General features: G+C 59.6%; 20 protein-coding genes and 1 other RNA gene. 9 read left to right on the top strand and 12 right to left on the bottom strand.

The window, feature by feature from the left end; all coding sequences use genetic code 11:
- The first annotated feature begins 241 nt into the window (after window positions 1-241).
- Entirely contained in the window at window positions 242-565 is a 324-nt protein-coding gene (locus OA90_RS07530) for a hypothetical protein (protein ID WP_068409037.1), read from the top strand.
- Between the two features lie 98 nt (window positions 566-663).
- Here the strand turns inward: OA90_RS07530 and ffs are convergent.
- Window positions 664-761: signal recognition particle sRNA small type (ffs, locus tag OA90_RS07525), an RNA gene on the bottom strand.
- Window positions 762-999: 238 nt separating this feature from the next.
- Here ffs and OA90_RS07520 point away from each other — a divergent pair.
- From OA90_RS07520 to OA90_RS07505, 4 genes are all read left to right on the top strand, one after another.
- Complete coding sequence (locus OA90_RS07520; RefSeq protein WP_068409036.1) at window positions 1,000-1,419, top strand: HIT family protein; 420 nt, start codon at window positions 1,000-1,002, stop codon at window positions 1,417-1,419.
- Between the two features lie 128 nt (window positions 1,420-1,547).
- Window positions 1,548-2,492 (top strand): NAD(+) diphosphatase, encoded by a 945-nt coding sequence (gene nudC / locus OA90_RS07515; RefSeq protein WP_068409236.1) that lies wholly within the window; start codon window positions 1,548-1,550, stop codon window positions 2,490-2,492.
- A gap of 31 nt (window positions 2,493-2,523) precedes the next feature.
- Window positions 2,524-3,102, top strand: coding sequence for a histidine phosphatase family protein (locus OA90_RS07510; protein WP_068409034.1), 579 nt, complete (start codon window positions 2,524-2,526; stop codon window positions 3,100-3,102).
- A 66-nt stretch (window positions 3,103-3,168) separates the two neighbouring features.
- Entirely contained in the window at window positions 3,169-4,383 is a 1,215-nt protein-coding gene (locus OA90_RS07505; protein WP_068409032.1) for a lytic murein transglycosylase, read from the top strand.
- A gap of 60 nt (window positions 4,384-4,443) precedes the next feature.
- Here OA90_RS07505 and OA90_RS07500 read toward each other — a convergent pair whose 3' ends face one another.
- The 9 genes from OA90_RS07500 to OA90_RS07460 form a co-directional block, all read right to left on the bottom strand.
- Window positions 4,444-6,204: a SulP family inorganic anion transporter gene (locus tag OA90_RS07500; protein ID WP_068409030.1), complete on the bottom strand. Its 1,761-nt coding sequence runs from the start codon at window positions 6,202-6,204 to the stop codon at window positions 4,444-4,446.
- An 83-nt stretch (window positions 6,205-6,287) separates the two neighbouring features.
- Window positions 6,288-6,560 carry a helix-turn-helix transcriptional regulator gene (locus OA90_RS07495; protein ID WP_068409028.1) on the bottom strand — a complete coding sequence of 91 codons (273 nt, stop codon included), beginning with the start codon at window positions 6,558-6,560 and terminating at the stop codon, window positions 6,288-6,290.
- Between the two features lie 273 nt (window positions 6,561-6,833).
- Window positions 6,834-8,465 carry an ABC transporter ATP-binding protein gene (locus tag OA90_RS07490; protein ID WP_068409027.1) on the bottom strand — a complete coding sequence of 544 codons (1,632 nt, stop codon included), beginning with the start codon at window positions 8,463-8,465 and terminating at the stop codon, window positions 6,834-6,836.
- A gap of 25 nt (window positions 8,466-8,490) precedes the next feature.
- On the bottom strand, window positions 8,491-9,675 hold the full coding sequence (locus OA90_RS07485; RefSeq protein ID WP_068409024.1) for an ABC transporter permease: 1,185 nt from the start codon (window positions 9,673-9,675) through the stop codon (window positions 8,491-8,493).
- Window positions 9,676-9,678: 3 nt separating this feature from the next.
- The gene (locus OA90_RS07480; protein ID WP_068409023.1) at window positions 9,679-10,800 is read right to left on the bottom strand and encodes a microcin C ABC transporter permease YejB; all 1,122 of its coding nucleotides are present in this window, start codon (window positions 10,798-10,800) and stop codon (window positions 9,679-9,681) included.
- 65 nt (window positions 10,801-10,865) lie between these two features.
- Window positions 10,866-12,761, bottom strand: a complete 1,896-nt coding sequence (locus OA90_RS07475; RefSeq protein WP_068409022.1) for an extracellular solute-binding protein — start codon at window positions 12,759-12,761, stop codon at window positions 10,866-10,868.
- The gene (locus OA90_RS07470; RefSeq protein ID WP_082836901.1) at window positions 12,758-14,668 is read right to left on the bottom strand and encodes an extracellular solute-binding protein; all 1,911 of its coding nucleotides are present in this window, start codon (window positions 14,666-14,668) and stop codon (window positions 12,758-12,760) included. The genes OA90_RS07475 and OA90_RS07470 overlap by 4 nt, the downstream gene beginning before the upstream one ends.
- A 112-nt stretch (window positions 14,669-14,780) precedes the next feature.
- On the bottom strand, window positions 14,781-16,217 hold the full coding sequence (locus OA90_RS07465) for a diguanylate cyclase (RefSeq protein WP_068409021.1): 1,437 nt from the start codon (window positions 16,215-16,217) through the stop codon (window positions 14,781-14,783).
- Between the two features lie 147 nt (window positions 16,218-16,364).
- Window positions 16,365-16,916, bottom strand: coding sequence for a cytochrome c family protein (locus tag OA90_RS07460; RefSeq protein WP_068409020.1), 552 nt, complete (start codon window positions 16,914-16,916; stop codon window positions 16,365-16,367).
- A gap of 200 nt (window positions 16,917-17,116) precedes the next feature.
- Here OA90_RS07460 and OA90_RS07455 point away from each other — a divergent pair, with 200 nt between their 5' ends.
- From OA90_RS07455 to OA90_RS07445, 3 genes are all read left to right on the top strand, one after another.
- The gene (locus OA90_RS07455) at window positions 17,117-17,851 is read left to right on the top strand and encodes a 3-deoxy-manno-octulosonate cytidylyltransferase (protein ID WP_068409019.1); all 735 of its coding nucleotides are present in this window, start codon (window positions 17,117-17,119) and stop codon (window positions 17,849-17,851) included.
- Window positions 17,852-17,938: 87 nt separating this feature from the next.
- The gene (locus OA90_RS07450) at window positions 17,939-18,829 is read left to right on the top strand and encodes a prephenate dehydratase (protein WP_068409018.1); all 891 of its coding nucleotides are present in this window, start codon (window positions 17,939-17,941) and stop codon (window positions 18,827-18,829) included.
- Window positions 18,830-18,860: 31 nt separating this feature from the next.
- Window positions 18,861-19,862 (top strand): adenosine kinase, encoded by a 1,002-nt coding sequence (locus OA90_RS07445; RefSeq protein ID WP_068409017.1) that lies wholly within the window; start codon window positions 18,861-18,863, stop codon window positions 19,860-19,862.
- Between the two features lie 67 nt (window positions 19,863-19,929).
- Here the strand turns inward: OA90_RS07445 and OA90_RS07440 are convergent, their stop codons facing one another.
- Both OA90_RS07440 and dapB read right to left on the bottom strand, forming a co-directional pair.
- Window positions 19,930-20,550 carry a 2,3-bisphosphoglycerate-dependent phosphoglycerate mutase gene (locus tag OA90_RS07440; protein ID WP_068409016.1) on the bottom strand — a complete coding sequence of 207 codons (621 nt, stop codon included), beginning with the start codon at window positions 20,548-20,550 and terminating at the stop codon, window positions 19,930-19,932.
- A gap of 131 nt (window positions 20,551-20,681) precedes the next feature.
- The gene (gene dapB, locus OA90_RS07435; protein ID WP_068409015.1) at window positions 20,682-21,494 is read right to left on the bottom strand and encodes a 4-hydroxy-tetrahydrodipicolinate reductase; all 813 of its coding nucleotides are present in this window, start codon (window positions 21,492-21,494) and stop codon (window positions 20,682-20,684) included.
- Window positions 21,495-21,945: 451 nt separating this feature from the next.
- Between dapB and OA90_RS07430 the strand changes: the two genes are divergently transcribed.
- A complete protein-coding gene (locus OA90_RS07430; protein ID WP_068409014.1) occupies window positions 21,946-24,699 on the top strand; it encodes an EAL domain-containing protein in 2,754 nt (917 codons plus the stop codon).
- The last annotated feature ends 5 nt before the right edge of the window (window positions 24,700-24,704 follow it).

Genomic DNA, 24,704 nt, shown 5'->3' with positions numbered 1-24,704 from the left:
AAAGTGGGACGGGCCTGCGAAAGTTTTTCTGTGAATCGCGGCACGGGTTCTCCACAATGCAACCGGTTATGCAGCGTTCTTTTAACCCAGTCCTTATTTTCTCAAGGCACACGGCCATATGTAGAGTATTCTTTATAACTTTACCGCATCATGCGGGCCGTGGTGGTTCCCGTTTATCGCCGCCAGGCATTCCTCTCACGGAGACACCGTCATAACCAGAAAATCAAGTCTTGCGAACGACATGTTCAGCCTGTGGTTTCACGCGCCGATGGTCATCGCAAAACGCTGCGAATCCATGGCGGCATCCGCTTTTGCGGGTGAGGCCCACGATGTCACCGAGATGAACCGCATGGTGTTTGAAAAAGCCGAGGCTTCCATCGAAAGCGCCCTGGCCATCAACAGCACCATGGCGCTCCAGGGGCTGGCCTTCCTGAAAACCATGAGCATCGGCGGACAGCCGGACTTTTCCAGCCGGCATGGCGAAGCCATCGCGGCGGCGGCCGTCAAACCCTATGCAAAGCGTGTGCGTTCCAACGAACGCCGTCTGAATGGCGGCAAGGTCTGAAACACACGATTCAGACCGCAGAAGGCCCAAACAAAAAAAGCACCGCTGGTTTCCGGCGGTGCTTCGACAATCAGAAACCGGGTGCATCCGGTTTTTGGGTGGGAGGCTGGCACGGCGACCCGTGCCGAGGCTCGTTAGGGCTGCTTCCTTCCGGACCTGACCCGGTTGGCGAGTGGCTCGTCCACCACCAACCTCCCGAGCGCCTTATATCAGAAGCCCCATGGGGTTTGGCAAGAGGCAGCGCGGTTTTTTATTTACCGGTGGACCCGCCGTCCGCGGCAACCGCCTCCGGCCTTCCATTCGAATGACGGCAAGAGGTGTGAAAACCATTTCACTTCGCGTGCTATCTCCACCTATGCTGGGTTGAACTGACCGGGAAACCTTGACCCGGTTGTCCCGTACCGCTTTTCCTGAACGCCCTGGATCAAAGAGACATGTCCTTTTTCAATATCAATCCGCGCCTTGAGGGCGACAGCTATTTCGTCATGGATCTGCCGCTTTGCGCCGTGCGCCTGATGAAGGATGCCACCTACCCCTGGCTGATGCTCATCCCGCGCAAGCAGGATCTCGTCGAAATCATCGATCTCGACGACCAGGACCAACTGCAGCTCATCAGAGAAATCGCTCACGCCAGCAAGGTGCTGCGCTCCGTGATCAACTGCGAAAAACTGAATGTCGCCGCGCTTGGCAACCAGGTGTCCCAGTTGCATGTGCATGTCATCGCCCGTCTCCGCGACGACGCGGCCTGGCCGGGACCCGTCTGGGGTGCGGTTCCCGCACAGCCATACGAGCCGGAGAAGGCGGACGACCTGATAGAGCAACTGCGGGACGCCTTCTCATCGGAGGACGATTAGCAACTGCGCTCTGGCTTGCCGGGGAGGGCCGTCTGGACACCCTCCCCCTGTCGCCCTAGGTTAAGTCTTTGCCGTATTCGATGCACAGCCAGCACACCTCCTTTCAGAAACTCTCCAAGGATCAGAACATGCAAGCCAGCGCCGCCGGTCTCCTGCCGATGGAGATGAGCTTTCTCGGCAACACCCTCGACCGGCAATCGACGCGGCGCGGCGACCGGAGCTACCTCTCCGGACTTTTAAACAAGCCGGACACGCAAGTGGTGCTGTCAACCGACACGACTCTGGTCTTTCAAGCCGCCGAGACGCCTGGTATCGGACATGAACTTTCCGCTGCCAAGGCGCTGGGAGCCGACCCTGACGAACTGGTTTTCCTGGGAGTGCGCCCTGAAACCGGCCAGGCACTCTTCGCGGCAACGCTGCCGCACACCGATGAGAATCTGGAGACGCGGCCGGATCTGCGGCTGGTCAACCTGAGGACGCTGGCGCTGCAACACCTGTTTCCACCGCAGGATCTGGGGCCGCTGGCCCAGGCCCGCGCGTTGGTGCACTGGCACCGGACCCACCAATTCTGCTCGCGCTGCGGCGAAAAATCCGTCATGGCCGAAGCCGGCTACCGGCGCGACTGCCCTGTCTGCGGCGGTCAGCATTTCCCGCGCACGGACCCTTGTGTGATCATGCTGATCACCGATGGCGACCGCGCGCTGCTGGGCCGGCCGGCGCGGTTGCCGGAAGGCATTTACACGACGCTTGCCGGTTTCATGGAGCCTGGAGAAACCGTTGAACAGGCCGTGCGCCGCGAAACCCTGGAGGAATCGGGTATCAGGGTCGGAGATGTCCGGCTCATCGCCAACCAGCCCTGGCCGTTTCCGGCCAATCTGATGATAGGCTGCACCGGCACGGCGATATCTTCGGACATCGAGATCGAGGACGACGAACTGGAGGCGTGCAAATGGTGTGACCGGGAGGAGGTCCGCCAGATGATGTCCGACACGCATCCGGAAGATCACAGGATCCCGCCGTCGATCTCCATCGCCTATGAACTGATCACTGGCTGGCTGGACGAGCGGATTTAGAACCCGGCCGAAAAAACGAGGAGGAAACGGCATGACTTGGTGCGTGTATCTGACCCATCCGGAGGTCGTGATCGACCCCGAAGTGCCTGTACCGGAATGGGGGCTGTCGGATGCCGGCAGGCAGCGGGCCGCGAAGGCAGCCTTCCTGCCGTTTGCCGTGGAAATCCGCAACGTGATTTCGAGCGGTGAAACCAAGGCGGTGGAAACCGCGCAGACCTTTGCCGCGCGCCTGAATGTCTCTCAGCGAACCCTGCCTTTCCTTCACGAGAACGACCGCAGCGCGACGGGCTTTCTCCCGCCCGAGGAGTTCGAGGAAACCGCCGACGCGTTTTTCGCGAACCCTCACAAGTCGGTCCGTGGCTGGGAGCGGGCGATCGATGCGCAGAACCGGATCGTCACAGGTATCAGGAGTGCCATGCGCCACGTTCCGGAAGCGGACCACGTCCTCTTTACCGGACATGGCGGCGTCGGCACGCTGTTGATGTGCCACCTTATGGGCGTGCCGATCGCCAGAGCGCACGACCAGAAGCGTTGCGGAAGCTGGTTCCGTTTCGAAAAGACCTGGCTGACGGACCAGACGGGCCGCAATTTGAGCTGGACAGAGCTTTAGGTGAGCTCCAACTCAGGCTTCTGACGTGTTAGGCTCACCGCAGAGAGTCAACTTCCGGAGCCTGTCTTGATCCGCCGATTTGCAACACTTTGCTCAGCCGTCCTCGCCGCTTTCGTCTTTTCCGGATTTCAGCTTCAGGCCGGTCAGTACGACGCGCAGTTCCGGCAGTTCCTGAAGACCGAAATCACACCCGCCGCACGGCAGGCGGGGATTTCCCAGGCAACGCTCGACCGGGAGCTTGCCGGCCTCACGCCGGACACCTCCCTGCCCGGCCTCGTCGGCCCGGGCGGCAAGGGCGCGCCGCCGAAAATCAACTTTCAGGCCGAGTTCAAGTCACCCGCCCGCTATTTCCGTGACAGCCAGTTCAACGCGCTGGTGCCGCGCGGACGCAGCCTGATGCAAAAGCATGCCGGAGCGCTTCAAAAGATCGAGGCCCGCTATGGTGTTCCGAAGCGTATTATCCTGGCTATCTGGGCCCGGGAGAGCGGCTATGGCGGGGCCAAGATCCCCCATGACGCATTGCGCGTTGTCGCGACACAGGCCTTCATGGGACAGCGGCCGGAATTCTTCAAAGGCGAAGTGATCGCCGCGCTGAAAATCCTGCAGAACGGTGACGTCTCGCGGCAGGCGATGAAAAGTTCCTGGGGCGGGGCGATGGGCCAGCCGCAATTCCTGCCCTCGTCCTACCTGAAATATGCCGTCGATTTCGACGGCGACGGCAAGCGCAACATCTGGACATCGGAGGTCGACACCATGGCCTCGATCGCGCACTACCTGTCCGAACATGGCTGGGTCAAGGACCGGGACTGGGGCTATGAGGTGATTTTGCCCGACGCCGTTTCATGCACCCGCGAAGGGCCGGACAATCGCCAGAAGATCTCCGCCTTTGCCCGCGAAGGCGTCAGGCGGGTCAGCGGCAAACCTTTTCCGGCTCACGAACAGAACCGGCCGGGCAACATTCTCCTGCCCGCCGGCCGGTATGGCCCGGCCTTCGTCGCCACGGAAAATTTCTACGTGATCAAGGACTACAACGAAAGCGACACCTATGCGCTCTTCATCGGCCATCTGGCCGACCGCTACGGCAGCAACAAGCGCTTTGCCGGAGAGTGGAAACCGATGAAGGAAACCACGCGCGGCGCGGTGCGCAACCTGCAGCAGCGGCTTGAAGGCCTCGGCCATGACGTCGGCGGCGCGGACGGGCTGATCGGCTTCAAGACCCGGCGCTCCATCGGCAAGGACCAGGAAAAGAACGGCTTCTTCGCCACCTGCTGGGTGGGGTAAAGCAGCATTTCGCGCGGATCTCTGCGTATCGACTTTTCGGCAATTCCATAAACGCCGCGATTACTGATCCGGTCGCGTTTCGTCTTCGGTCCTGAGCTGGCGCAGCGCCGCTTCAATCGTTGCCTTGTAGCGCACCTTGGGCGGGCGGACATTGTGCGTGACCAGCATGCGGCGCGTCTGCTCGGAGGCGCCGGTTATAAAGAAACGCACCCCGGCGCGATGGGCCTTGCGGACGGTGCCCTCGATGACGCTGGCGGCGGTTGAATCCAGAAAGGGAACCGCCGAACAGTCGAGGATGAAGTTGCGCCTCTGGTCGGCGATCCGGTCCAGCACCGAGCCGACAGTGGCGGCGGCGCCGAAGAAAAACGCTCCCGAGATCCGGTAGATGACCGTATGAGGATCGCTGGCGCTCTCCGCACGATAGGCATAGCGGTCGCCATTCGTCCTGTCGGTTACATCGTCGAGCGGTACCGGAATGTGTGCTTCAACGGCAATCGTCTTCGACATCCGGTTGATGAAGAGAACAGCACCCAGCGCGAAGCCGACGACGATGCCTTCCGTCAGATCTCGGAGGACGACCAGCAGAAAGGTGACGAGCAGAACAAGCGCGTCGCCGCGCGACGAGCGGATGAGGGCAGTGAACGCCTGCTTTTCGACCATGTTCCAGGCAACGACCGCCAGAACGCCGGCAAGAGCGGCCAGCGGGATGTAGCTGGCCAGCGGCGCGGCCACCAGCATGAAGCCAAGCAGGAACAGCGCATGCAACATACCGGCGACCGGGCCGTGTGCACCTGCGCGCACATTGGTCGCCGTGCGCGCGATGGTGCCGGTCGCGCAGATGCCTCCGAACAGCGCCGAGACAATATTGGCAACGCCCTGGGCGACAAGCTCGCAATTGGACCGATGGCGGCGCCCGGTCATGCCGTCGGCGACGACGGCGGACAGCAGGGATTCAATCGACCCCAGCAAGGCGAAGGCAATCGCATCCGGCAGGACGGCAAGCATGAGTTCGCCATCGAATACCGGCAGCGAGGGCAGCGGCAGGCTGCGGGGAATGCCGCCGAAGCGAGTGCCGATTGTCTCCACCGGCAGCGCGAACAGCGTTGCCGCCAGAGACGCGGCGGCCACCGCGATCAGCATGCCCGGCCAGCCCGGCCGCAGGCGTTTCAGGATCAGGATCGCACCGATCGTGAGCGCGGCCACCGTCACGGCAGCCGCATTGACCGTTGGCGCCGCAGCCGAAAACATAGCCAGTTTCTCGAAGAACTCGCCGGGCTCCGCACCCTCCAGGGACAGCCCGAACAGTTCCTTGAGCTGGCTGGCGAAGATGATCACGGCGATGCCGGCGGTAAAGCCGACGGTCACCGGATAGGGAATGAACTTGATATAGGTGCCGAGCCGCAGGTAACCGCCGACAAGCATGAAGACGCCGGACATCATGGTGGCCAGCAGCAGGCCCTCGATGCCGTGGAGGTGCGCTGTCGCGGCGACCAGCACAATGAAAGCACCCGCCGGTCCGCCGATCTGGAAGCGGCTGCCGCCAAGGGCGGAAATCAGGAAACCGCCGATGATGGCGGTGAACAGACCCCGTTCCGGCGAGACACCGGACGCGATGGCAATCGCCATCGACAGGGGCAAGGCGACAATGGCAACGGTCAGCCCGGCAATTGCATCGGCGCGGAACTGTGGCCCGTGGTAGCCTTCCCGGAAAACGGTCACCAGCTTGGGCGTGAAGAGTTCGAGAAAGGTCGGCCTGGGAAAACGATCCCTCCCCGGTCCGCCGGCTATCGACCCGGTTTGCACCTGCCGAGAAGCGTCCATCCTGTCGGTCCAGTCTACTTGAATGCGACGGGACCGCCCCTGCTAACGCGAGGGATCGCCGTCACCTGGAAAATTTCCGCACATCACTTTGCCGGAGTGCCGGTGGAGCCCGGCTGCATCAGCCGGACGCCACGCCCGCCGCCGGTGCTTGGCTGATTGTCGCCGAGGATTTCGACCCCACAGGCATTGAGCGCATCGATAACCTTCGTCAGTGTCTCGATGACCCCGCGCACATTGCCTTCGCTCGCTTCCATGCGCTGGATCGTCGGCACCGAGACACCGGCCTTTTCGGCGAGTGTCTTCTGGTCGATACCGGCAAGGGCGCGGGCGGCGCGCATTTGTGCGGCTGTGATCATTCGAACTTATCCTTTTCCCCTTAGGTTGACTATCTTGCATATCTATAGTCATGTTTCAAATATTAATTCTATGGCTCGAAACACATAGCCGGTCCTTTGTAAAATGGAAAACCGGCAATGCGCCGCGATACCCCGGCCTGGCGTGGAGTTCGAGTCTCACGGAGGATCCCGGTTCAAGACCGGGATCGCGTGGTCCGTACGGATGGCGACCGAAAAAGAGAAAGAGTCGATAGATGACCAGCCCCGGCAGGCGGCGGCAGCCATTGTTGCGAGTCACACGCTGACGATGCCTTCCGGCGCTGCCTCGAGACGGAACGCCGCCGCCATCAGGGCCCTGGTGTAATCGGTCCGCGGGGCGTCGAAAATCTGTTCCGAGGATCCGGATTCCACCACTTTGCCCTGACGCATGACAACGACCTCGTTGGCGAGCGCCCGCACAACCTTCAGGTCGTGGGAAATGAACAGATAGGCCAGACCATGGGCTTTTTGCAGGTCGCGCAGCAGGTCGACCACCTGGGCCTGCACGCTCATGTCGAGCGCGGACGTCGGCTCATCCAGCATGACGAATTTCGGCTCAAGCACCATAGCGCGTGCAATGGAGATCCGCTGACGCTGGCCGCCGGAAAACTCGTGCGGATAGCGGTGCCGGGTCGCGGCATCGAGCCCGACCTCCTCCAGCGCCTTCGCCACCTTGCGGTCGCGCTCCTGCGCAGTGATCCCGGGGAAATGCACCTTCAGACCCTCGCCGATGATTTCGGCGACCGACATGCGCGGACTGAGCGCACCGAAAGGATCCTGGAAAACGATCTGCATGTCCCGCCGCAGAGGACGCATTTCCTTCCAGGAATGAGTCTGGATTTCCTGTCCGTTAAAGGCGATGCGTCCGGTGGAGGAAATCATCCGCAGGATCGCGAGACCGAGCGTCGTCTTGCCAGACCCACTCTCGCCGACGATGCCGAGCGTCTGACCCTGGCGGACGGTGACGTCGATACCATCGACCGCCTTTATGTGATCGACGGTCTTGCGCAGGAAGCCCCGTTTGACCGGGAACCAGACCTTGAGGTCGTCGGCCTGCACCACGATGGGTTTGCGCGTGTCGGTCGCGGGCGGCTGGCCCTTGGGTGCCGCGGCAAGCAGATGTCTGGTGTACTCATGTTGCGGATTGTCGAAGATCTCGGCGACAGGCCCTTGCTCTACGATCTTGCCGTCCGTCATCACGCAGACCCTGTCTGCGAATTTTCGCACGATACCGAGATCGTGGGTGATGAACAGCATGGCCATGCCGTGCTTGCGCTTCAGATCCTTCAACAGTTCCAGAATCTGCGCCTGCACCGTCACATCCAGAGCCGTGGTCGGTTCGTCCGCGATCAGAAGGTCAGGCTCGTTGGCAAGCGCCATCGCGATCATAACCCGCTGGCGCTGCCCGCCGGACAACTGATGAGGATAGGAGTTCAACCGTTGCTCCGGGTCGTGGATGCCGACCCGATTGAGCAATTCCAGGACGCGCGCCCTTGCCTGGGTTTCACCCATGCCCCGATGGATCTTGAGGATTTCCGCAATCTGCTTTTCCACCGGATGCAGCGGATTGAGCGAGGTCATCGGTTCCTGAAAGATCATCGAGACATCGTTGCCGCGCACTTTGCGGATCTCGCTGTCATCGGCCTGCAGGAGATCGCGGCCGTTCATGAGGATCCGCCCGGAAGGATGCGACGCGGTGGGATAAGGCAGCAGCTTGAGGACCGACAGCGCAGAAACGGACTTGCCGGAGCCGCTCTCACCCACCAGGGCAACGGTCTCCCCCTTGCGGACGTCGAAGGAAATCCTGTCGACGGCAAGGGTTTCTCGGCCGCTCTGCGTGAAGGCGACAGACAGGTCTTCAACAGACAGGAGAGGCTCTTTCGTCATGGTGTTTTCACTCATGTTGCCCGCCTCACAAGAAGCTCTTGCGCGGATCGAAGGCGTCGCGCACGGCCTCGCCGATGAAGATCAGAAGACTCAGCATCAGCGAGATGACGATGAAGCCGGTGATGCCGAGCCAGGGCGCCTCGATATTGTTCTTGCCCTGCGCCAGCAACTCGCCAAGCGAGGCGGAGCCGGGAGGCATACCGAAGCCGAGAAAATCCAGGGCAGTCAGCGTCGAGATGGAACCGTTCAGAATGAACGGCATGAAGGTAAGCGTCGCGACCATCGCATTGGGCAGCAGGTGCCGCCACATGATGACCGGGTTGGAGACGCCGAGCGCACGTGCCGCCGAAATATATTCGAAATTCCGGCCGCGCAGGAATTCCGCCCGCACCACCCCCACCAGCGCCACCCACGAAAAGGCGAGCAGGATCGTGAACAGGGTCCAGAAACCCGGCACCAGAAACGAGGAGACGATCAGAATCAGATACAGCGTCGGTATCGCCGTCCAGACCTCGATGAAGCGCTGGAACAGCAGATCCACCCAGCCGCCGTAGTAACCCTGCACGGCGCCCGCGGCGATGCCGATGACGGAAGAAGCCAATGTCAGCGCCAGGCCGAACAGCACCGAAATCCGGAAGCCGTAGACAAGGCGGGCCAGCACGTCCCGGCCCTGATCGTCCGTGCCGAGCCAGTTCCAGTTCCCCATGTTGCAATTGGGGTCCTCCGCGCCGAGCGGATAGCGCTGGCAGCGTTTCTCCTTGTCCATCGTCCAGGATGGCGGGGCCGGGGCCGGGATCGGAATGTCGTGGTTCACGGAGCGGTACGAATAGCGGACCGGCGGCCACAGCATCCAGCCGTTGGCGGCAATCTCTTCCTGTATGAAGGGGTCGCGATAGTCGGTCACCGCCAGGAAGCCGCCGAATTTTTCTTCCGGGTAATCGACGAACACCGGCGCCAGCAATTCACCGTTGTAAACCGCGATGATCGGCCGGTCGTTGGTGACGAACTCGGCGAGCATTGCCAGAACGAACAGCACCAGAAATATCCAGAGCGCCCAGAAACCGCGTCTGTTGGCCTTGAAATTCGTCAGCCTGCGCTGGTTGATCGGCGAAAGGCGCATCTTCCGTGGCGGCGGGGCGGTTTCTTCCGCCAGGGGATTGAGCACGTCGTAGCCCGCGTCTTCCATATCCTTGGTGAGCCGTGAATCCATCGTTCAGACCTCCCTGCTCTCGAAATCGATGCGCGGATCGATCCAGGTGTAGGTGAGGTCGGAAATCAGGTTCACCAGAAGCCCCATCAGCGAGAAGATATAGAGTGTTGCAAAGACCACGGCATAATCGCGGTTGATGACAGATTCAAAGCTGAGCAGGCCCAGCCCGTCGAGATTGAAGATCGTTTCGATCAGAAGAGATCCCGCGAAGAAGGATGAGATGAACGCCCCCGGAAATCCGGCGACGACAATCAGCATGGCGTTGCGGAAAACATGCCCGTAAAGCACCTGGCGTTCGGTCAGGCCCTTGGCCCGCGCCGTGGTCACATACTGTTTCCGGATCTCGTCGAGGAAGGAGTTCTTCGTCAGCAAGGTGGTGGTGGCGAAGGCGGAGAGCACCATCGCGGTGAGCGGCAAGGCAAGGTGCCAGAAATAATCGGCGATACGTTCGGGCCAGGAGAGCTGCTCCCAGTTTTCCGACACGAGGCCGACCAGCGGGAAGAAGTCCCAGAAGGACCCGCCTGCAAACAGCACAATCAGCAACACCGCGAACAGGAACCCGGGAATGGCGTATGCCACCACGATCACGCCGGAAGTCCATACGTCGAACCGGGAGCCGTCGGTCACCGCCTTGCGGATGCCGAGCGGGATGGACACCAGATAGGAGATCAGGGTCATCCATAACCCCAGAGAAATCGAGACGGGAAGCTTTTCGGCGATCAGATCCAGGATGCGGATGTCGCGGAAATAGCTTTCGCCGAAATCGAACCTTGCATAGTTCCAGAGCATGTTCAGAAAGCGTTCCAGCGGCGGTTTGTCAAAGCCGAACTGGACTTCGAGTTCCTTGATGAACTCCGGATCGAGGCCCCGCGCCCCGCGGTACTTCGAAGTGACGCTGTCCGCTCCGCCGCCACTTCCGCCCGAGGCATCGTTGCCGGCGCCCATCATGTCGCTGCTGCCGCCGCTTATGCGCGCTGTTGCCGATACATCGGTACCGGAAAGCTGGGCAATGACCCGCTCGACCGGCCCGCCCGGCGCAAACTGAATGATGAAGAAGTTGATGGCCATGATCCCGACCAGCGTCGGTATCATCAGCAGCAAACGGCGAAGGATATAAGCGCCCATGGAAGCTGTGCAGTCCCTTTATCAACCGGCCTTCTGAAGCGGGCCCGAGGTGTCACTTGTCGAGCTTAACCGGCTTTGCCGAGTTTTGCGGCCTTTTCCTGGTCTATCCACCAGAGTTCCTCGACGGGGAAAAAATATCGTGGCGTCTTTTCCGGATGGCCGTAGACATCCCACATGGCAACAGTGTGGGTGTTCTTGTACCACTGAGGTATCCAGTAAAATCCGGAGCGCAGAACCCGGTCCAGCGCCCGGGCAGCGGTGTCCATCTCCTCACGGCTCCGCGACGCGATGACCTTGTCGATCAAGGCATCGACCACGGGGTCGGCAACGCCGGCAATGTTGTAGGCGCCCGGTATTTCCGCCGCGCGCGCCCCCCACAGATCGCGCACGTCATCGGATAGCGTCGCAGAGGAAGAGACCCTTTGACTGGCGACGTCGAAATCGAAGTCGTTGAGGCGGGACTGGTACTGAGCCGGATCGACGACGCGCAGGCTGGCCTTGATGCCCAGCCTTTGCATATTGTTGATCATCGGGTTTGTGATCCGCTCGAATGCGGTGGTGTTGTTCAGGAACTCGATTTCCAGCGGTTTGCCATCCGGTCCGACAAGTTCTGTCCCGTCGCGCGTGTAGCCCGCTTCGCTCAGCAGATCGCTCGCCCTGCGCAACAGGGACCGGTCGTTGCCGGAACCGTCGCTCACAGGCGGGACGACCGCTTCGCCAAAGACCGCTTCGGGCAGTTGATCACGGAACGGTTCGAGCAGGGCGAGTTCTTCAGCAGACGGAAGACCCTCGGCCTTCATTTCGGAATTCTCGAAATACGACACGGTCCGGTCGTAAAGTCCGTAGAAGAGGTTCTTGTTGGACCATTCGAAATCAAAGGCATATCCAAGCGCCTGGCGAACCCTCGGATCCCTGAACTTTTCGCGGCGCGTGTTGAAATACCAGCCCTGCGCTCCCGAAGGCCGTCCGTCGGGAAATTCCTTCCGGATCACTTCGCCGTTCTTAATCGCCGGAAAATTATATTCCGTCGCCCAGTTCTTGGAGGTGAACTCCTCGCGATAGAGGAGATTGCCTTTCTTGAACGCCTCGAAAGCGATTTGCCGTTCGCGAAAAAACTCAAGCCGGATGATCGCAAAATTGGACTGGCCCGTCATCACCGGCAGGTCCCGGCCCCAGTAGTTTTCTACCCTGTGATACTCGACATACCGGCCAACCGCATGCTTGCCGACCTTGTATGGGCCGGAGGAAAGCGGTGGTGTCAGCGTGGACTGCTTGAAGTCGTAGGCGGTGTAATAGCGCTTGGAAAAGATAGGATAGTCGGTGGCGATAAGCAGTGCCAGCTGCAGGGCCTGGGTCCCGTCGAATTGCAGGGCCACCCGGTTCTCGCTCAGGATCTCGGCATCCTTCAGGGCGGCCAGGGGCTGGCTCAGAAGCGGATGCCCGTCCGCCTTCAGCAACAACAACGAGAATGCGACATCTTCCGCCGTCAGCTTTGAACCGTCATGGAACTTCGCTTCGGGACGCAGATTGAAGAAATAGCGGTTTCCGTCTTCCGATACCTCGACCGTTTCCGCCACCAGACCGTAGACCGCATCCGGTTCGTCGTGAGCGCGGACCATGAGCGTGTCGAAACACAGTTCCATGCGCGGCGGCGCGTCCCCCTTCAGGATGAAGGAATTGAAGGTGTTGTAGGTCTGCGGGTTCTGGTTGAAGTACCAGTAAGGGGCGGTAAAGGAGAACGTGCCCCCCTTGGGCGCATTCGGATTGACATAGTCGAAATGGGTGAAACCGGGCCCGTATTTGAGATCCCCGAACACGGACAGGCCATGCTGGGGACCCTTTCCGGCCGCACTCGGCGCGGCAGCACCGCTACCTGCGGACCACGGCCCCAGGCCCGCCACAGCCGCGGCACCGGTCAGTTGCAGCAGCCGCCGGCGCGACGGGCAGGACAACCCGATCATCTTGCCGCTCCAGTCTCTTCCGCCAGCTCCGCATCATACCACCAGATGGACGGGAAACCGGTGCTGTATTCGGGCATCCGGTCCGGATGCCCGAACCGGTTCCAGCGGGCGGTCCTGGTTTCGTCGGAATAGAACTGCGGCACCACATAGTGGTTCCACAGGAGCACCCGGTCGAGCGCATGGGTCGCCGCGACAAGCGTTTCCCGGTCCTGCGCGAAAATCACCTTGTCGATCAGGTGATCGATCGCCGGGTTCTTGATGCCGCTGTAGTTCGCCGAACTCGGATTGTCGGCCGACTCAGATCCCCAGTATTCGCGCTGTTCGTTGCCCGGCGACAGCGACTGGCCGATCGCCAGCACGACGGTGTCGAAGTCCCTGCTGCGAACCCGGTTGACGAACTGGGACACGTCCACCAGGCGCAGGACAGGCTTGATGCCGATACTTTCCAGGTTCTTGGCATAAGGCAGCAACGTGCGTTCGCTGGCCTTGTCCCGGTAGAGGAACTCCACAGCAAACTGCTCGCCGGTCGCCGGATCGATCATCTTCCTGTCCTTGAGCTCGAAACCGGCCCCGCGGAGCAGCTTCACGGCCTCGCGAAGGTTGGCCCGCACATTTTGCGGGTTCCCGCCGACAGGATTGGTGTATTCCTCGGTGAACACCTCGGGCGGCACCTGATCGCGCACTTCCTCGAGAATTTCCAGTTCCTTGCCCTTCGGCAATCCTGAGGAAGCAAGCTCGGTTCCCGCGAAGTAGGAATTGACCCGCTTCAGCAGGTTTGCCGAGACGATCTCGTTGGTCGTTTCGAAATCATAAGCGTAGTTGAGCGCCCTGCGCACATCCGGATTCTGGAATTTTTCCCGGCGCAGGTTCAAAAAGAATCCCTGCATGACGCCGACGGACTTGTCCTGGAATATTTCCTTCACGACCCTGCCGTCCCTGACAGCCGGAAAATCATACCTTTTCGCCCATTGGCTGGAACTGCGCTCGACGTGAAAGTCGTATTGGTCTCCCTTGAACGCCTCGAACTGGACGGAGTCGTCAAGGAAGGCGATGTAGCGGATCTCGTCGAAATTGTTGGTGCCTACCCGGAACGGCAGATCCTTGCCCCAATAGTCCTCGACACGCTCGTAGATCACCTGACGGCTTGGCGAGAAGTCCCTGATCCGGTAAGGGCCCGACCCGAGCGGCGGTTCCAGGGTCGCCCTGGTAATGTCACGGGCCTCGCCCTTGGCGTTTTTGCCTTCCCACCAGTGTTTCGGCAGAATGGTAAGCTGTCCCATGATTTTCGGCAGCTCGCGGTTGCCCGCTGAATCGAAGGTGAACCGGACAGTGTTGTCCGCGACAATCTCGGTCGACACGACGTTCTGGTAGTAGAATTTCCGGCGTGGATCGAGTTCGATCGCCTTTTCGAAGGACCAGACCACATCTTCCGCGGTTACCGGCTCGCCATCGTGCCATCTTGCATTCGGGTCGATCCTGTATTCGACCCAGGAATAGTCATCGGGGAACCGGACGGCATTCGCAAGAACGGCATATTGCGCGCTGATGTCGTCTTCATCCAGCGACGGTTCCATGAGGCTTTCATACACCTCCAGAATACCCGGCGCGATATTGCCCTTCTGGGCAAGGATATTGAACGTGTCGAAGCTGCTGCTGCTCGCCAGTCTGACAACGCCGCCTTTCGGTGCATCCGGATTGACATAATCGAAATGGGAAACGTCCGGGCCGTATTTCGGTGTCCCGTTGAGCGCGGATGCATGGTGCCACTCGGGCTCATCGGCAATTGCCGTCCCGCTTGCAAGGCTCCCGATCGTCACGCCGGCCAATGTGAGGCCTGTAACGGACATCGCACCTGCAAACGCGATCCGCGCCGCGGCCATCTTCAAAACACGCCATGTGACCACCATCAGCTTCTGTGTCCCTCTCCCGTTTCTGAGCCCGGATGAATTGGGCTGACATGAACCAGTTTAGGGATCAGCCGGCAAAACGTCACCTGCCAGATGGCCAAATGACAGAAATTTAACCTGTCTGGGGAACGCCCTTTCCGGATAGCGTCGCTTCGTTCTGCTTGGATTTCGCCTTTTGGGCATACATGCGCCCGTCGGCAACCCTGAGAAGATCGTCGACCGACGCCGCATCTCCCGGGTAACTCGCACTGCCGATACTGGCTTTGACGTCAATCCTGATACTGGCGAAGGTGAAGGCCTGTTCGACACGGTCCGACAAGCGGTTCAGAAAGGCATCCTTTTCCTGAAAACGCATATTCCCGGGGGTCAGGACAATGAATTCATCGCCGCCGACACGGGCGACCGTATCACTCTGGCGGGTCTGGTGCTGCAGCCTCTGGCCGATTTCGATCAGCAACTGATCCCCGACCGAATGGCCGTAATTGTCATTGACCGGCTTGAAGGCATCGAGGTCCACGTAGAAAATCTCAAAACCGGCTCCCGAGCGCTCGCACATGGTGGCAAGCTGATACATGCGCTCTTCCAGAAGACGCCGGTTCGCCAGCCCGGTCAGGGCATCGTGCAGCGCCATCGAGCGCACCTTGTAGACCTCGTTGATCAGAAGAAAAGCCATGGTGCCGAAGACGAGGGAGATCAGGCTGCCGATCAGCTGGGTCATCCAGACTTCATCGCCGTAGTTCGACCAGCCGTCGCGCGGAAAGCCGAGCAACTGCCAATTCAGACCGCCCGGAAGGTGGACAGGAAGAGCGACGAAGTCGGCTTCCAGCACGGACTGACTGCCGAAGATGACGCTGTTTGCCGTGCCGGCGGAATTTTTGTTGACCACGGCGGTGTTGATACCGTTCACGACATCCTTCATGCCTGCAGCCGCCATCATGCCCGCCTCGTCGACAACAAGCGTCACGACGCCCCAGTATGACCGGTCTTTCAGGGGCTGGCTGGAAAAGGCGGGCGGGAAAACCGGTATCCTTACCACCAGCGACCGACCTCCCTGAACGAGTTCAAGCGGACCTGCGATCACCACCTCACGGCTTATCATCGCATCGCGGATCGCCGGCCATTGAGCGCTGCTCATCCGATAGTTCAGTCCGATAGCCGGCTGGTTGGGCTCCAGGGGGTACACGGCGCGCAGGACGTTGTTGGGAGCAAACCCGATTGACCGTATTGCAGGGTTTTCCCCGATCAGATCGCTGGAGATCTCCCGATAGCGCTCCATCTCGAACGGTTGGTCGGCGAATTGTGTCACATAGGCCCGGATACCGAATCCATGGGCCACCGTCCGGCTGATCTCACCTTCAAGGCGCGCGCGCGCCTCCGACAGGTCAGAGACAGCATCCTTCTTGTGCTGCGCGACAAGTTCGCTTCGCACCAACTGTCCGACATGGGCCGTGACCGCGATTCCTGCGAGGAAACACACGATCGCCACGATGAAAGCGGTAAACGCCCCACTCGAACTGAAAAATAAATTTCGCGCCAGATGCAAATCCATACGGCTCTTGCCTAATCCCTACCCGTTCTGACAATACACTACGTAACGGAAGATGTGTTAAATTTTCATATAATTCAAATAAAAAAGCCGGATTTTTCATCCGGCTTTTTTCTATATTCATTAAGATAACGTGTTCTTTTCTGAGAATTACTCAGAAGCCACCGGTACAGGTGAGTCAGACTGCTGATTGAGATACGCAATCATATCCGCGCGATCTTCAGGCTTACGCAGACCGGCGAATCCCATCGACGTTCCGGCAACATGCTTTTTCGGGGCAAGCAGGAAATGATCGAGTTCTTCGAAGGACCATTCCGGATGCTCTTCAGCGTAGGCGACCATCGCCGAGGAATAGCGGAAGCCTTCATGACTGGCGGGCTTGCGGCCGACAACCGCCCAAAGAGCCGGTCCGACCTTGTTGGCGCCGCCTTGATTGAAGTCGTGGCAGGCCGCGCATTTCTTTGCGACTTTCGCACCGTCTTCAGCCGAAGCTTCCACAAGTCGTTCGGAAATCGGTACCACTTCCGGAACCGCTTCCACTTCCGAGGTTGCATCTTCCGCCGAGGCAACGACGATTTCGTAGCCGGGTTTTCCCGGAATCGTCGGATGGAAGATGATGTCGGAGACAATGCCGACGCCCATAGTCAGGATAAGAACCATCAGAACCGCACCTGCGGCCTTGTTCAGCGTGAAGGAATCCATTCTCTCCGGCTCCAAGCTCATACGCGTCCGAGCCCGCAGCATGAGGCAGCGGACCCTATCAGCTTTTTAAAATTTGCCGGAACCTACAAATTTTTTGACCTTGCTGTCCATAGCTTTAAAAGGACATCTGATATGACAAACGGACGCGGCAGGTAATTTTAACAATCCGGTCGAAGCATCCGGCCCGATGGAGACCCTTTTTGACCACAGCACTCGTCATCATTCCCTCTCGCCTTGCCGCGTCCCGTCTGCCGCGCAAGCCGCTGGCCGATATTTGCGGAAAACCCATGATCGTCAGGGTACTTGAACAGGCACAGAACGCCGATATTGGCCCTGTCGCCGTTGCCTGCGACGACAAGGATATCGCCGACGCGGTTCACGATCACGGCGGAAGGGCAATCATGACCCGGCCCGATCATCCCTCCGGTTCGGACCGCATTCAGGAAGCCGCCGGATTGGCGGACCCGGACGGCCGCTACGAAATCATCCTGAATGTCCAGGGCGACGTGCCGCTTATCGAGCCCAAAGCGATTCGCGCGGCCTTCGCTCCACTGACCCTGCCCGAGGTGGCGATTGGCACGATCATGACGGAACTGACCGACCCGCAATTTCGCGACGATCCAAGTTTCGTCAAGGCTGTCACGACGCCCAACGGCCACGGCCATCACCGCGCGCTCTATTTCACCCGCGCGACCGCCCCGAGCGGAAATGGTCCTATTTTCCAACACATCGGCATCTATGCATACCGCCGCGCCGCGCTGGCCAGCTTTGTAAAGCTGTCTCCCTCTCCCCTGGAGATGCGCGAAAAGCTGGAGCAATTGCGCGCGCTGGAAGCCGGAATGCGGATCGACGTGTCGATCATCGACAGCGCACCCATGGATGTGAACACCCCTGAGGATCTGGAGCGCGCCCGCGAGGCGTATCAGGCCTCCTAAGACAAGCCGCTTTCGCGCGGTCCATGCCGCGGACAAGCGGAATACCTTCAAAGTGTCAGGGCACCCCGCCCGGAGACGGAAAGAACCATGAACGACAGAAAAAAAATAGTATTCCAGGGAGAAACCGGGGCCAATTCGCATATGGCATGCCGGAGTGTCTATCCCGACTACGAAGCGATTCCCTGCCCGACCTTCGAGGATTGCTTCTCGGCCATGGCCGACGGCACGGCCGACCTTGCCATGATCCCGATCGAGAATTCGGTGGCAGGCCGTGTCGCCGACATCCATCATCTGCTGCCGAAATCCGGCCTGCATATCATTGGCGAGTATTTCATGCCGATCCGCTTCCAGCTCATGGCGCCCAAAGGCGCTGCGCTGGACGGCCTGAAGAAGGTGCAAAGCCACATCCACGCGCTCGGCCAATGCCGTAATGTCATCCGCGAATTCGGCCTGACCGCCGTCGTCGGCGGCGACACGGCAGGCTCCGCCCGCCAGATCGCGGAACTCGACGATCCGAGCGTTGGCGCCATCGCACCGGAGATGGCGGCCGAAATTTACGGACTGGATATTTTGCGCCGCGATGTCGAGGACGCCGCCCACAACACGACCCGCTTCGTCATTCTTTCGCGGGACAAGATGGAAGCCGCCTATAACGGCCAGCCGGTCATCACCACGTTCATCTTCCGGGTCCGCAACGTGCCGGCGGCCCTCTACAAGGCCCTTGGCGGCTTTGCCACCAACGGCGTCAACATGACGAAGCTGGAATCCTATCAGCTCGAAGGCCAGTTCTTCGCATCCATGTTCTACGCGGATGTGGAAGGCCACCCCGAGGATCCCTCCGTCGCCCTGGCGCTTGAGGAACTCGCCTTTTTCTGCGCGGAGCTGAACATGCTCGGCGTTTACCGTGCCAGCCCTTTCCGGGACAAGATCAAGGAGCCGGAAGCCAACCGCGCCCTGAGGCCCAACCCCCATTCCTGAAGCCGCCCCGCAGGCACCACCAGAGGACCTTATGACAGAAACCAGATTTGACACCTTGTGTATCGGCAACGCCATTTGCGACGTATTTGCGCATGTAGAGGAAGACTTCCTGCTTCAGGAGGGTCTTATCAAGGGCTCCATGCGCCTGATCGACACGGAAGAAGCTGTCCGCCTGTTCGACAAGATGGGCCAGACAGTGCGCATATCGGGCGGCAGCGCCGGCAATACGGCAGCCGGAATCGCGTCACTCGGCGGCAGACCCGCCTATTTCGGCAAAGTCGCCGAAGACGAACTGGGTGACAGCTACTCGCACGACATGAACGGCACCGGCGTTTACTTCAACACGCCCCGCCTGCGCGACGGCAAGCCGACCGCGCGATCGATGATCCTGATCACGCCGGATGGCGAGCGGACGATGAATACCTATCTCGGAGCCTGTACCGAGTTCTCTCCGTCCGATGTCGACGAGACGGTGGTTGCGGCCTCGGCGGTCACCTACATGGAAGGATACCTCTGGGATCCGGAAGAGGCCAAGAAAGCCTTCCTGAAGGCAGCCGAAGTCGCGCATGCGCACGGACGCCAGGTGGCTCTCACTCTTTCGGATTCCTTTTGTGTCGACCGGTACCGCGGCGAGTTCCAGTCGCTGTTGACCGACGGAGTGGTCGATCTTCTGTTTGCCAACGAACACGAGCTGAAAGCGCTCTATGAAACGTCCGATCTCGGCACGGCCATTTCCGCCGCCCAGGAGACCGGCGCTCTGACCGCGCTCACGCTGGGAGCGGAAGGCGCGATGGTCCTCACGAAGGACGAGACGTTGAAGGTCAGCGCCCGCCCGGTGGACAATGTTGTGGACCTTACAGGCGCGGGCGATCTGTTTGCCGCCGGCTTCCTGTTTGGCCTTGCCCGCGAATACAAGCTTTCCGATGCCGCCGAACTCGGCTGCATATGCGCCGCAAGCGTGATCAGCCACGTGGGTGCCCGCCCTGAATGGCCGCTGAAAACGACAGCCGCACAGAGCGGTTTCGAAGTCTGATGACACTTAAAAAGGGGCGAAAAACGCCCCTTTTTCTTTTCCCTGACAGCATGTCTTTTCAGTCAGTTCAGTCCGCCAGATCCTGAACGCTCAGGACTTTGCCGTTCTCGTCGAGACGATAGATGATCGGCGTTCCGGTACCGAGTTCCCGCTTCAGGATTTCTTCGGGGCTGAGATCTTCCAGTTCCATGATCAGCGCGCGCAGGGAATTGCCGTGCGCGGCCACGATCGTCCGCTTTCCGGATAGGACCCTCGGCAGGATTTCAGATTTGTAATACGGCAGAACGCGTTCGGCGGTCATCTTCAGGCTTTCGCCGCCAGGGGGCGGGACATCAAAAGACCGGCGCCAGATGTGAACCTGATCCTCGCCGAACTGCTGGCGGGCCTCGTCCTTGTTCATGCCGGTCAGGTCACCGTAGTCGCGTTCGTTGAGAGCCTGGTCCCTGATCGTTTCAAGACCGGTCTGGCCGAGTTCTCCCAGGATAATATCCAGGGTTTTCTGCGCGCGGGACAGAACGGAGGTAAAAGCCAGATCAAATGTCAGCTTCAGATCCCGAAGCTGCTCCCCTGCCTGATGGGCTTCCCCGATGCCCTGTTCAGTCAGGCCGGGATCCTTCCAGCCGGTGAAAAGGTTCTTCAAATTCCATTCGCTTTGTCCGTGACGGACAAGCACAAGAAGGCGATCCATGCCAGTCTCCCTAAACTAGGTCTGCCTGCTTCCATAATGCCATTTGAAAGCAGAAAGGTAATTATCCTAATATGTTGACGCTGTCTTCCCGTATTCGTTTCAACCCAGGATGCTGCAGCATTTCCTCATGTTCAATTCTCAAGGCCCAGCACATCTGCCATGGAATAAAATCCCGGCTTCTGGTCATAACCCCAAAGAGCGGCTTTCACGGCACCGCGTGCAAACAGCTGACGGTCTTCCGCGTGGTGGGTCAGTTCGATGCGCTCGCCTTCACCGGCGAATATCACCGAATGCTCGCCGATGACGGATCCTCCGCGCAAAGTTGCAAAACCGATATCACCGGTTTTGCGGGGATCCATGATGCCGTCTCGCGAGCGCACCGAATGCGCCTGCAGATCGATGCCTCTTCCGTCCGCTGCTGACTGACCAAGCAGCAGGGCGGTTCCGGACGGCGCGTCGACCTTGTGCTTGTGATGCATTTCGAGCACTTCGATGTCAAAATCTGTATCGAGAGCAGCGGCGGCCTTGCGGACGAGATTTGCAAGAAGATTGACCCCAAGGCTCATGTTACCGGACTTGACGATCCTGGCATGACGCGCCGCCGCATGCAGCGGCTCGTCCTCGCCCTCGGCCCAGCCGGTGGTGCCGATCACATGGACGATACGCGCCTGAGCTGCCAGCTCGGCAAACCACAGGCTTGCAGCAGGAGCCGTGAAATCCAGAACGCCGTCAGCCTTGGCAAAGGCGGTCAGGGGATCGTCGGTCACGGGAACACCCAGCGCGCCGACGCCGGCCAGATCTCCAATATCCTGGCCAAGGACCTCGGCGCCTTCCCTGGCGACAGCCGCGACGATTTCCGTGCCTGCGTTTTCGGTCGCAGCGCGCGTCAAGGCGCGGCCCATCCGGCCCCCAGCTCCAACGACAACCAATCGAATCTGCCGCATCCCGTTCCTCTCATTCAGATATCGCAAGGGGGTATATCAGTTTCGCGGTGGGAGGAAAACGCCTGATCGCAAGCGTGCAGCAACACTTACCAGGCGCGCGCATTGTAAAATATATCTATATAAAACCTGCCTCGATCAATGTATAATATTAGTTGAAATACCCATACTTCTCAATTATTTTCGGCCTCTCCTACCCTGCAAACAAACTATACGATGATATGCTGACAATTCAGACACGTTATTCATATATTTGGAATTCTCAGTCAAAATTTCATGTTACTCTCTTTGAAATGCACGCAATGCATACAAAAAAACCTTTTTGGAAAATTCGCTGGCTCAAACCAATTTCGGCCTGCACGGGAGCTTGGAGTTTTCAAAAGGTCGCTGTACAGCACGTTTCACATGCCCCGTCGACAGGGACGGTCCGCGATGGAACGCATGGAGTGCCTAGTTGAAAGAAGGTTTTTCCATACCGTTCAACCGGCTTGTCATGGCTCTGTTCATCTTCGGGTTGATCGGAACGGCGATTGCCCTTTTCTGGATCACCTATCTGGGTAGCCTTTCGATCGCGGAACATGAAATCGCCCGCAGCGCCAGATCCAGTGCCACGCTTTCCAGGCTGGTTTTTACCCAGCATCTGGAGAAGCTGGAAGGTCATATCCGCGCCGTCGCCGTCAGTCCGGAAATACGCAACGCGCTTGAAACGGATGACAAGGCCACAGCCCAGAAGGTTATCGAACGGGCGACGGAGGGAATGACCAGCGCAGTTCTCGACCTCCTGCTGATCGACCGTCCCGATGAGGAAAACTGGGTCAACGGCAGTCTTGGTCTCATCGACCTGAGTCAGCAACTGCCGGCCGCCATCCGCTCCGCCATGCCTCCCGATATCTGGGTGACCTACACGGATCACGAGTCGGAGCGGGAAATCGTAACCGCCGCTCTGTCGATCCTGGTTCTGGATCCGGAAACCGGTGAGGCGATTGCACGAATATACGGCGGAACAACGGTCACCGATTCCTTTACCCTGCCCGGTGAACTGGCAAAAACGCTTCGCGCTCAGGATCTTGCTTTTTATCACGACGATACCCTGATTGCCGGCATCGGCGGCCTGACGACCGAGGCGCTGCCGGACGGCCTCCTCCCTGCCCGCGACGAGGTGGGCTACCATCTGCGTGACGACAACCTCTATGTCTTCACCCCGCTCATGAAAAACATGGACGGACATCTGCTCTCAACCGTGACCAAACAGCCGATCGACACGCTGCAGAATGTCAAGGAAACCTACGCCCGGATGTTCACGCCTTTCCTGATTTATACGGCAGTCCTGGCCATCGGTGCCGCCCTGCTGGTCAACCGGATCACGAGTGCGGGGCTTGGGCGCCTTGTCAATTACGCAATGAGCCTGCGGCAAACTCAGCAGGTCACGCCGCCAAAGACCGGGCTTATTTCCGAGTTCAACAAACTGGCCGGGATGTTCCAGACCGCATTTGAATCCATGCGCGTCCGCGATGCCCAGTTCAAGGAAATGATCGACGGGTCCCTGCACGGAGTTCTGGTGCATGCCGACAACCGCATTCTTTATGTGAATGACGCTCTGCTGAAGATGCTCGGCTACGACCCCGGCTTTCCGGAGCAACTCGTTGGAGCGCCATCGCCGGCGATCTACGCGCAGGAGGAACACAACCGCCTGAGCAGCTACTACGCCGCGAGCGAAAACAACGACACGCCCAGAGCGCATGAAATCAAGGGAATACGCAAGGATGGGCAAGCAATCTGGCTGGAGCAGCATGTGCGCATCACCGACTGGAACGGCGCGCCCGCCTTTTACGCCACGATCACGGATATCAGCGAGCGCAAGCGTCAGGAACAGCTCGCAACCAGAAATGCCAATTTTGATATCCTGACAGGGCTCCCGAACCGCCGCCTGCTGATGGATCGTCTTCGGCAGACCCTGCAACGCAACAAGCAGCTCGGCGAGCTGACCGCCCTGATGATGCTCGATCTCGACCGGTTCAAGACCGTCAACGAAACCTACGGCACGAACGCCGGAGACCATGTAATCAGGACCGTGGCAACGCGCTTGACTGAAGTTCTCGGGCCGGATCAAACAGTTGCCCGCATGGGCGGTGATGAGTTCGCCATCCTATTGACCGACCCGGAAGACCGCTGGCAGATAGAGCAAACCGTACGCGATATCATGATCGAGGTCGAAAAGCCGATCTCGCTGGAAACCGACACACGCGTCGTCCTGTCCGGCAGCCTGGGCATCACGCTGTCGCCCAACGATGGTCTGGAGGGCGAAGCCCTGCTGCAGCAGGCGGATACCAGCATGTACCAGGCGAAATCGGAGAGCGGTTCCAGCTACAGTTTCTACGCCAGCCGGATGAACGAGCAGACCGCGCGCACCGGTCAGATCGAGATCTCCTTGCGGGCGGCCATCGAACAGGGAAACCTGCATCTGAATTTCCAGCCGATCATGGATTTTCCAAATGGCAGGATCGTCTCCTGCGAGGTGCTGGCAAGATGGTCGGACCCGGACCTGGGTGTCGTTCACCCGGCCGAGTTCATCCAGATCGCGGAAGAAAGCGGGCTGATCGTTCCTCTGGGCGAATGGGTGCTGCGCGAAACCTGCGCCTTCTTCCAGTCCTGCAACAGGAACGGACTGCAGCTCGACAGCATCAGCGCCAATATTTCACCGCGGCAATGCCGCGAAACGGGGTTCGTCAGTCTGCTTCAGAATATACTCAGCGAAACCGGAACGGAGCCGTCACGCCTTCAGCTCGAAATCACGGAAAGCATCAAATTCGACGACCTGCGTGTCAATCCGGTCGATATCCTGGAGGCGATCAGCGCGTTGGGCGTCAGGATCTCCCTGGACGATTTCGGCACCGGCTATTCCTCCCTGAGCTACCTGAAACGCCTGCCCGTGGACACGCTCAAGATCGACCGGGCTTTCATCAAGGACATTGAACGGGATTCGGAGGGGCAGGCACTCGTCGAGGCGATGGTCGCCATGGCCCGATCACTTGGTATTTCGGTCATTTGCGAAGGGGCGGAAACACATGAGCAATGCACCCTGGTCTCATCCTTCGGCTGCGCCCTCATTCAGGGTTTCGGCATTGCCAGACCGATGTCCGCGGAGGACTTCCGCCAATATCTCGGCCGCATAAACGGCCTGGACAAGAGCGCGGCGAGAACCGGTTGAACAAG

It is taken from the genome of Labrenzia sp. OB1, from assembly GCF_001624695.1.
Lineage (GTDB): Bacteria > Pseudomonadota > Alphaproteobacteria > Rhizobiales > Stappiaceae > Roseibium.
The sequence above is the reverse complement of the archived record's forward strand: the minus strand, read 5'-3'. Positions and strand labels throughout refer to the sequence as shown.

What these genes read in the sequence shown, in the direction of transcription:
- OA90_RS07485 (WP_068409024.1), bottom strand. Translation starts at nt 9,675, where the DNA reads ATGGATTCACGGCTCACCAAGGATATGGAAGACGCGGGCTACGACGTG.
- OA90_RS07490 (WP_068409027.1), bottom strand. Translation starts at nt 8,465, where the DNA reads ATGACGAAAGAGCCTCTCCTGTCTGTTGAAGACCTGTCTGTCGCCTTC.
- nudC (WP_068409236.1), top strand. Translation starts at nt 1,548, where the DNA reads ATGCAAGCCAGCGCCGCCGGTCTCCTGCCGATGGAGATGAGCTTTCTC.
- OA90_RS07445 (WP_068409017.1), top strand. Translation starts at nt 18,861, where the DNA reads ATGACAGAAACCAGATTTGACACCTTGTGTATCGGCAACGCCATTTGC.
- OA90_RS07500 (WP_068409030.1), bottom strand. Translation starts at nt 6,204, where the DNA reads ATGGACGCTTCTCGGCAGGTGCAAACCGGGTCGATAGCCGGCGGACCG.
- OA90_RS07440 (WP_068409016.1), bottom strand. Translation starts at nt 20,550, where the DNA reads ATGGATCGCCTTCTTGTGCTTGTCCGTCACGGACAAAGCGAATGGAAT.
- OA90_RS07475 (WP_068409022.1), bottom strand. Translation starts at nt 12,761, where the DNA reads ATGATCGGGTTGTCCTGCCCGTCGCGCCGGCGGCTGCTGCAACTGACC.
- dapB (WP_068409015.1), bottom strand. Translation starts at nt 21,494, where the DNA reads ATGCGGCAGATTCGATTGGTTGTCGTTGGAGCTGGGGGCCGGATGGGC.
- OA90_RS07495 (WP_068409028.1), bottom strand. Translation starts at nt 6,560, where the DNA reads ATGATCACAGCCGCACAAATGCGCGCCGCCCGCGCCCTTGCCGGTATC.
- OA90_RS07480 (WP_068409023.1), bottom strand. Translation starts at nt 10,800, where the DNA reads ATGGGCGCTTATATCCTTCGCCGTTTGCTGCTGATGATACCGACGCTG.
- OA90_RS07470 (WP_082836901.1), bottom strand. Translation starts at nt 14,668, where the DNA reads ATGGTGGTCACATGGCGTGTTTTGAAGATGGCCGCGGCGCGGATCGCG.
- OA90_RS07450 (WP_068409018.1), top strand. Translation starts at nt 17,939, where the DNA reads ATGAACGACAGAAAAAAAATAGTATTCCAGGGAGAAACCGGGGCCAAT.
- OA90_RS07510 (WP_068409034.1), top strand. Translation starts at nt 2,524, where the DNA reads ATGACTTGGTGCGTGTATCTGACCCATCCGGAGGTCGTGATCGACCCC.
- OA90_RS07530 (WP_068409037.1), top strand. Translation starts at nt 242, where the DNA reads ATGTTCAGCCTGTGGTTTCACGCGCCGATGGTCATCGCAAAACGCTGC.
- OA90_RS07465 (WP_068409021.1), bottom strand. Translation starts at nt 16,217, where the DNA reads ATGGATTTGCATCTGGCGCGAAATTTATTTTTCAGTTCGAGTGGGGCG.
- OA90_RS07520 (WP_068409036.1), top strand. Translation starts at nt 1,000, where the DNA reads ATGTCCTTTTTCAATATCAATCCGCGCCTTGAGGGCGACAGCTATTTC.
- OA90_RS07460 (WP_068409020.1), bottom strand. Translation starts at nt 16,916, where the DNA reads ATGGATTCCTTCACGCTGAACAAGGCCGCAGGTGCGGTTCTGATGGTT.